Genomic DNA, 8455 nt, shown 5'->3' on the forward strand with positions numbered 1-8455 from the left:
CAAGCCAACCTTTACCCGGCTTTTGGCCATGAAAAGGTTGAAATATTCTTTGTTCCATCTAAATTGTGCCCCGTATCAAAATTTTCTAAACATCAAATATATAAAAAAACAGGGGCTTGCACCCCCGGTTATAAAATGTCAAAATCCAAATTCCAAAATCCAAAGTAAATCCGAATCTTAAAATCATCCTCTGTATTTCTGGCTACTCTAACTAAAGATTTCTCCACTTCGCTCCCTTCGAGAACCTCAGGGAGCAGGTCACTTATGCACTCCTGCACTTACGCACTTATGTACTTACGCACTAATGCACTTATGTACTCCCAATCTTCCTTCTTCCTTCGTCCTTCATTTTCCCGTCACCCTTCCCTTCGACAAGCTCAGGGTAAACTAGCTCAGTATGACTTCCCGCTCCCTTCGAGAACCTCAGGGAGCAGGTCACGGCTCAGGATGACTTGATTCAACGATTCAACCTCCAACGATTCAACCTTCAACCCTTGTCCTTCGCAATTCACTCTTTCCCATGAACTAAAGATTTCTCCACTTCGCTTCGCTCCGGTCGAAATGACGTAAACCCTTCACGTTTCACGACTCACGACTCACCCCTCAGGTACAGCCACCTTTTCTATATGCAGCGATGCGACCAGCAAATGATCGGCCTTCTTAACACTATCCGGGTTCTGCCTGTCCCGCAAAAGCGTAGCGCCCATTTCTTTTTGCTTCACATCTTCAATGTTCTGGATCATCATCAGTTGGAAAGGAGTAAATATATTTTTTTGAACATTTATTTCATTAGTTGAATCTTTTGTATTTATCCAGCCCGTTATTCCTGAATTATTATTTTTTACGATCATGGCATCCCCCTTAAAGATTCCTCGACTACGCTCGGAATGACGGCCCAATATATATTATGCATAAGTAATTTCGTAGCAGTATTCCAACTTCTGTAGATATAAGATTTTTGGTGTAAGTATACTTTCAGTTGATGTCGGTAAAGTTTTTATCTTTTTATCAACCGGTTCTGAGGCCTCATATATATTAAGCCCTACGGGAGTATATTCTTAAACATGGCGTTTTTTCGATATATGGCTTGTTGCGAAATGCGCTTTCATTCACAACATCGCAAAATCTTTTCCTGGAATGAATGAATATTTACCCCAAAGCCCCGAGCTCCAAGCAATCCCGCTAGCGGGATGACTGAGCCCTACTCCTTTAAAGCACTAACGTAAACTTGTCTTCTCTGACATTTTCCTTGAGGCGGGTTTTATATTTATCCAGAAACTGACCGAGCTTTTTGGAATACTTCTGAGCGGCGATAAAGGAATTGGTTATGGGTAAACGTTTAAACAATTTATAGCCGTGGTCCTCTACTTCCTTTTGATATTCTTCAACTTTTTTAAAGGGATATTCGGGGAACAAACTGTCCTTTCCGTAAACTCTGATCTGCCCTAAATCTCTGATACCATGATCGATAAATTCCAGTATCTCGGGATGAATATTGATCGGCACTGTAATATCTACTTCAGCAGGTAAAATTTCCCGAGCCAACTGTATGGTTTCCAATAATGTTTCTTTAGTCACTCCACCCAGCTTTTTCAGCTCAGGCGCGACATCATCCGAAGGGTGAAAAGTATTTATTTTTACCATCTGTATATGCCCGTATTCTTCATGCAGCTCTCTAATCTTGACCAAAGTTTTCATCCGTTGTTCGGGAGTTTCCCCCACTCCGATAAGGATTCCGCTGTTCAACGGAAAGTTGAGTCGTCCGGCATTCTCAATAAATTTTATACGGATCTCGGGGTCTTTGCTGGGAGAATTTTTGTGCAAATGTTCTTTGATAAATTCCTTGTCGTAAACCTCCAGGCACATTTCCACAGTAGAAACAATATCCTGCAGATATTTGAGCTCGTTTACCGATAAATAGCCAACATTCAGATTGACCAGCAACCCTTCCAAAAAAGCAAGTTCGGCAATGGTGTAAATATATTCAACATAGCTGTTAAAACCCCAGACATCAAACTTGGCCCTGATAGAATGAAAATGGTCCGGGCGTTCACCTGCAACGATATTTGCTTCACGCGCTCCGTCTTTACGGGCGGCTTTGAATATCTTGATAGTGGCGTATGGCACCAGCAAATCATAATCCTTTTTGGAAAAAGCACAATAACCGCACTGATTCCTGCATACCGGTGATAAAACTATATCTACGGTATTGGAATAAGAAATGGTTTTTTCGTCATTGGTATAAGGTAAAATATCTTCATTAGCACTCAAACCCTGGTCCAGAATTTCGCTCAAGTTGTTTATCCTCCCGTGATTAGTTAGGTGTACTAAAATTTCCGATTTTTACTCGACGCAAAATGGAATTACGGTGAGGCGCCAAGGAGCGAGCTCCGGAGGTGTGCGCTAGCACATTGAGGAAGCAAGCGACAAAGGCAACATAGCCGCAAACCATTTTGCTAAGAGTATATTGTTTTCTTTTCAGCAACGCCTTATTATACTAATTTAAAAATACAATATCAACTGGCAATGTTGATAGATACAAAAAATTGCAGTCAGGAGAAGGGTTGGATGCTTGAAAATTGTCCTCACCACGGTGTGTGCGGAGGGTGTAAACTTTATAATTTTAGCTATACTGAACAGTTAAAGCATAAAGAAGAAGTAGTAAAAAACCAATTAAAAAAATGTGCAACTACAATTTTGCCTGTTCTCCCCTCGCCTGTCCAGCACCGGTATCGCAACAAAGTAGAATTTACTTTTTTTACAACCGAACAAAATAAAGTTGGTCTGGGCTTTCATAAAAAGGGCTGTTATGACGATCTGGTTGACCTGGAAAATTGTCTGCTTACCCCTGCTTCCAACATAGAATTGATAAAAACGTTCCGCGACTGGGCTAACCGCAACCGGTTAACAGCTTATAACAAAACCCTGCATACAGGACTACTGCGTTATCTGGTGGTGCGGGACTCCTTTGAACAGCAAAAAAAACTTCTTATTCTGGTCACCAGCGGCGGGAACAAGCAGATGTTTGCAGAACTAATAACTTTACTTAAAAAAAATCCGGTAATCGGAGGATTTATCTGGTCTGATCAACCGGAAGACGCGGACGCGGTGCTGCTTAGAAACTGGGAAATACTTTATGGTGAACCTTTTCTAATGGATCGGATAGGACATGTGCGCTACAAAGTCCCGCTTAATTCTTTTTTCCAGGTAAATATCCAGGCCGCGAAAATATTATATGATCTGATCCTGGCCAAGGTCCAGCCGGACTCAACTGTTCTGGACCTGTTTTGCGGAGCAGGAACCATCAGCGCTTATTTGGCCGGCACTGCCAGATCGGTGACAGGTATTGAGGTTGTGGAAGAAGCTATTGTCAGCGCACGCGAAAACGCGAAGTTAAACAGTTTGTTTAACGCTGAATTTATTACCGGAAGAGTACGCGAGCAGTTACACCGAATGGAGGGCAAAGCCACTTTTGACGCAGTCATACTGGACCCTCCGCGGTCGGGAACTGATAAAAAAGTTATGGCCCGCATTGCCAGCCTCAAACCTCAGGACATTCTCTATGTGGCCTGCGGTTTTGAAAACCTGGCCTACAACTTGAGGTCACTGCTCAGCGAAGGATACAAAATAAATTCGGTACAACCATTGGACATGTTTCCTCAAACACCGCACGTGGAAGTTGTAGTGCATGTAACTAAAGGTTAAACATGATATAATTGCTTATCATGTCCATTGCCCGTAACAGAAAGGCCTTCTTTAATTATGAAATACTCGAAAAATTTGAGGCCGGGATTGTTTTACGAGGCAATGAAGTAAAGTCCATACGCAATGGTAAAGTAAACATTGCCGAGGGTTTTATCACAGTCAAACAGGGCGAAGCCTATATTCACAATATGACCATACAACCCTATGATAAAAGCAGTACTTTTGCCGCAGAGGCCACACGAGAACGCAAACTGCTGCTGCACAAAAATGAGATAAATCGTCTGTTCGGCAAGGCCAAGGAAAAAGGCCTGACGGTGATACCGCTGAATATTTACTTTAAAAAAAATAAAGTCAAAATGGAAATCGGGCTGGGTAAAGGGAAAAAATTGACTGATAAACGTGATTCCCTGAAGAAAAAATCCATTAACCGCGAAATAGAAAGAGAACTTAAATCACGATAAAATATGATTAAAGGAACACAGCCGGGTTATTGAACCTGAGCTTCTGCATGGTTTGATAGATAATTTTAAGCGTATTCTCATTGTTCAAAAAATACTTTTCCAGGTTAAATAAGGCCTTGCAGGCAGACTGGTTTTTGAAATATCCGATCGGAGGTATGGTCAGGGCTTGATATGCTTCCTTGTCTATGTAAGATAATTTTTCCAGAAAAATCGGTATTTTTTCATGAGGAAAATAGGAAATAAAATGAATCATTTGTTCATACTGAGCCAAAGGTGTGTCCAGCAGTTCGGCAACAGTCTGATGGTCCTTATCCAGTATTTCCACATATTGCAAAACAGATAATAAGAAGTGTGATCTGGAGTCGTTTTCGGCAAGTTTAGGTTTGGGGAACGCATAAAGATAATTCTCCACTTTTTTTTCCTGAATAAAACTTTTGCAATTAGCTATCCTTTTATTGATATAAAAAATCTGTTTTCGTTCCATCAGCTTCCCCAGCAGGTCCGGGTAATGTTCTTCAACCAAAAAGCAAAGCAAATCTACGTTGCCTACATTGAGATTATTAAGTATAAGATCGTTTACAAATTTCTTGAATTCGTTAATCTTGACCAGGTTCTGTAAAATATTCTGGAATTCATGCTGATAAGGATTTTTTGTCTGTAATTCTTTCCAATGCCGGTCAAGGTTGCGGGCAAAGGTAAGATTGATAATTTCAGCCACTATTGTTTATCCTTTTATGACGTTGATCAATATATTAAGTATAGCAATTAATATTCAACATTCATAGATAAACAAATGACAGTCGCAAAGAGAAGACTGGAGCCGATGCGCGGAATTGAACCGCGGACCTACTGATTACGAATCAGTTGCTCTACCAACTGAGCTACATCGGCTAAGAAAGTAAAAATATTATATCAGAAAGCTCTAAATGTGTTTAGTAAAGCCGCTTCTCCCGTTCAAAAAAACCTTTTCTTGACCCATCAACTTTATTTGATATAATTAATCCAAATCGTTGACAACAGGCTTGTGCTGGCATTAGGGCGTAAACTTAGATTGTTTGGAATTTAATGATGGTTAAATTAACACAAAAACAAGTTAAAAAAATCCAGGCAAAAAAATCTTCACCCGGCAGACTGCGTCAGCTCGAGGAAATCAACCAAAAACTTCAAAAAAAAATATCCCGGCTGAAAAAAAATATTGGGGATAGAGAAATTAAACGGAAACTGCAGGACAGCGTAGCTGAACTAAATGCTATGATTGAAAATATTCCTCTGGTTATTATGCTTCTGGATAAACATAGAAAAGTTAGAAAAATTAATATCCAGGGGACTAAATTTGTAAACAATTCCATGGACCAAATACTCGGTAAAAGAGCGGGCGAAGCCATGAAATGCATAAATGCTTCGGATGATCCGAGAGGTTGCGGCTTCGGACCGTCCTGTCAGGATTGTACACTTAGAAAGTTAATTGCCGATACTTTTTCTTTGCAATGTACGTTTCATCGGGTTGAGGTGAATTTATCCTATAAACTTAAACATAGCAAAAAAGAGGAAGTTTTTCTGGTATCAACATCATTTATTAAAAGTTCCGCAGAACCTTTATGCCTGGTGTGTCTGGAGAACATTTCCGACAGAAAACAAAAAGAAAAACTTATACGTGATAGCGAAGAAAAATATCGCTCGCTTGCAGAACAAAGCAATGCTCTGATCTGCGAAGTCGATGAACAAGGCAAATTTTTATATATAAATGCCGCTTATAAAAATATTCTCGGTTATAAACCGCAGGATTTAATAGGACATACGGCTTATGACATCGGTAAACCCGAAGAAAAAAAAGCGGCCGAGAAAAAACTGCAGAAAGCAATAGGGACTGATATCCCTCAGGAAAATATCTGGAACTTTAAAGACAAATCCGGCAATTGGCACAATATCAATTGTTTTTCCAGAAGTTATGTGACCCCGGCCGGAGAAAAACGTATTAATGTAGTCTCTTTCGATATAACCGAACAGAAGAGAATGGAAAACGCGCTGTGGGAAAGTGAAAATCGCTACAGGTCTTTGTTTGAGGGCATGCTGCACGGATTTGCTTATTGCCAAATGATCTATGGTGAAGCAGGAGAACCCGTGGACTTTATTTATATTGATGTAAATCAGGCTTTTGAGAAATTAACCGGGCTGAAAAATGTAATCGGTAAAAAGGTAACGAAAGTAATTCCGGGGATTAAAGAACAGAACCCTGAATTATTTGAAACCTATGGTAAAGTTGCTATAAATGGCAAGCCTGCTACTTTTGAATCTGAGATAAAAGCTCTAAATATCTGGGTACATGTATCTATTTACAGTCCGTTAAAAGGATATTTCGTGGCAATTTTTGACAACATAACTGCGCGCAAACATTTTGAACAAAAACTTCTGGAAAGCGACCAGCGCACTCAGTTACAGGCGAACCGTCTGAAGGTAATTCTGGATACTGCTCCGGCCATCATCTGGATTGCTCAGGATAAAGACTGCAAAGTTATTACCGGGAATAAAATAGCACAAGAACTTCTAGCTTTACCCGAACATAGCAACATGTCCAAATCCCAGCGAAAACCACAAAAACTAGCCCATTTTGAGTGTTATAAAAATAATAAAAAACTTGGCAATGCCAATTTACCTTTACAAAGAGTGGCTGTTACGGGAAAACCATTACGCGACTACCATTTTGATTTAATTTTTAATGACGGAAGGAAAAAATCTTTATTGGGTAATGTAACTCCCATGTTTGATCTTAAAGGAAAACCGGCCGGAGCCATCGGAGTATTCATAGACATAACCAGAAGAAGAGATACCGAACGTTTGCTCTCACACCAACAGGCGACTTTAAAGTCGGTCATAGAAAGCTCGGAAGAACCGATCTTTTCAGTGGACAGAAATTATAACTTTACCAGCTTCAACTTTAAGCAACTGGAAGTTATTAAAAAACTGTTCGGCAGTACTATAGAAATCGGCGGCAATATGCTTAATTTTAAATACAATACGGCTGATTGTCTGGATGCGAAAGCCAATCTGAAACGAGTATTTAATAATGAAAAAGTTCGAGAAGAAACCTATCTGGACCAGAAAAAAGGGCCCAGATTATATTTTGAAATTTCTTATAATCCAATTGTTCATTCCAGCGGAGAAGTTACAGGTGCTTCTGTTTTCGTCAGAGATTTGACCGAACGTAAAAACAGAGAAAAGGAACTCTCCAAACTTAACCGGACTTTAAACGCTCTTAATAACAGTAATCGTTTGATGATGAGAGCTGAAAATGAAGCTGAGTATTTGCGAAAAGTCTGTGAGATAATAACAAAGGATTGCGGCTATGCCATGGTTTGGATAGGCTATGCGGATAATGACAAAAATAAAACTATAAGGCCTGTTGCTCATGCCGGATTTGAGCAGGGCTATCTGGAAAAACTAAATCTGACCTGGGCGGACAAACTGCGCGGCTGGGGTCCTACAGGAACCGCAATCAGGACAGGTGAACCATCTTTCTGCAGGAATATGCTGACCGACCCCAATTTTAAACCCTGGAGGGCCGAAGCCATAAAAAGGAATTACGCTTCTTCCATGGTGATTCCCTTTCTGGACAGAAAAAAAGCATTTGGCGCTATAACCATTTATTCCAGAGAAGCTGACCCTTTTACAGATAATGAAATAGAGCTGCTTAAAGAATTGGCAGCCGATGTGGTTCACAGTATCAAAACCATACGTTTAAACAAAGAACATAAAAAAGCGTCAAAAGCATTGAAAGAAAGCGAAGAACGTTATAAAAATCTGGTAACTTCCTTTCCTGAAGCTATTATTGTTCATCATAAGGGTATTATCAAATTTGTTAATCCGGCGGCAATCAAATTGTTTGGAGCTACAGATATAGAACAGCTTTTAGAAAAGCCTCTCCTGCATTTAATTCCTGAAAAATTACATTATATAGCCAAACAAAATTTAATCAGTTCTTATAATGAAAAAACATCCAAGGTTAATCTGAAATTTGTCAGAATTGATGAAACTTCTTTTGACGCGGATATCAGCGGACGAGCCATTGTTTACCACAACAGTCCCGCGATTCAAATTGTAGTCAGAGATGTAACCGAGCGCAAAAAGGCGGAGGAAATATTAAAACGGGATAAAGACATTTTTGAAAAACAGGTTAAGGAAAGGTCTGAGGAACTGACCAGAGTCCAGATGGAACTGGAAAGAGCACAACGTCTTTCTGATATTGGCACTCTATCGGCGACTGTAGCTCATGAATTGCGAAATCCGCTTGG

6 protein-coding genes and 1 tRNA gene are annotated in these 8455 nt (G+C 40.1%); 3 read left to right on the forward strand and 4 right to left on the reverse strand.

What is annotated here, in order from left to right; all coding sequences use genetic code 11:
* Positions 1-596 precede the first annotated feature (596 nt).
* Together PHV30_11265 and cofG are read right to left on the reverse strand one after the other, a co-directional pair.
* Positions 597-851, reverse strand: coding sequence for a hypothetical protein (locus PHV30_11265; GenBank protein ID MDD5457592.1), 255 nt, complete (start codon positions 849-851; stop codon positions 597-599).
* A gap of 358 nt (positions 852-1209) precedes the next feature.
* Entirely contained in the window at positions 1210-2295 is a 1086-nt protein-coding gene (gene cofG, locus PHV30_11270; GenBank protein ID MDD5457593.1) for a 7,8-didemethyl-8-hydroxy-5-deazariboflavin synthase subunit CofG, read from the reverse strand.
* A gap of 213 nt (positions 2296-2508) precedes the next feature.
* Between cofG and rlmD the strand changes: the two genes are divergently transcribed.
* Entirely contained in the window at positions 2509-3705 is a 1197-nt protein-coding gene (gene rlmD / locus PHV30_11275; GenBank protein MDD5457594.1) for a 23S rRNA (uracil(1939)-C(5))-methyltransferase RlmD, read from the forward strand.
* A 20-nt stretch (positions 3706-3725) separates the two neighbouring features.
* Positions 3726-4166 (forward strand): SsrA-binding protein SmpB, encoded by a 441-nt coding sequence (smpB, locus tag PHV30_11280; GenBank protein ID MDD5457595.1) that lies wholly within the window; start codon positions 3726-3728, stop codon positions 4164-4166.
* 7 nt (positions 4167-4173) lie between these two features.
* Here the strand turns inward: smpB and PHV30_11285 are convergent, their stop codons facing one another.
* Together PHV30_11285 and PHV30_11290 are read right to left on the reverse strand one after the other, a co-directional pair.
* The gene (locus PHV30_11285; protein ID MDD5457596.1) at positions 4174-4884 is read right to left on the reverse strand and encodes a hypothetical protein; all 711 of its coding nucleotides are present in this window, start codon (positions 4882-4884) and stop codon (positions 4174-4176) included.
* A 97-nt stretch (positions 4885-4981) separates the two neighbouring features.
* Positions 4982-5057: transfer RNA gene (locus PHV30_11290), tRNA-Thr, on the reverse strand.
* Between the two features lie 174 nt (positions 5058-5231).
* Between PHV30_11290 and PHV30_11295 the strand changes: the two genes are divergently transcribed.
* Positions 5232-8455 (forward strand): PAS domain S-box protein (locus tag PHV30_11295; GenBank protein MDD5457597.1); only part of this gene is annotated, 3224 nt, incomplete at its 3' end.

This window comes from Candidatus Margulisiibacteriota bacterium (genome assembly GCA_028715625.1).
In the GTDB taxonomy this organism is placed as follows: Bacteria; Margulisbacteria; Riflemargulisbacteria; order GWF2-35-9; family GWF2-35-9; genus JAQURL01.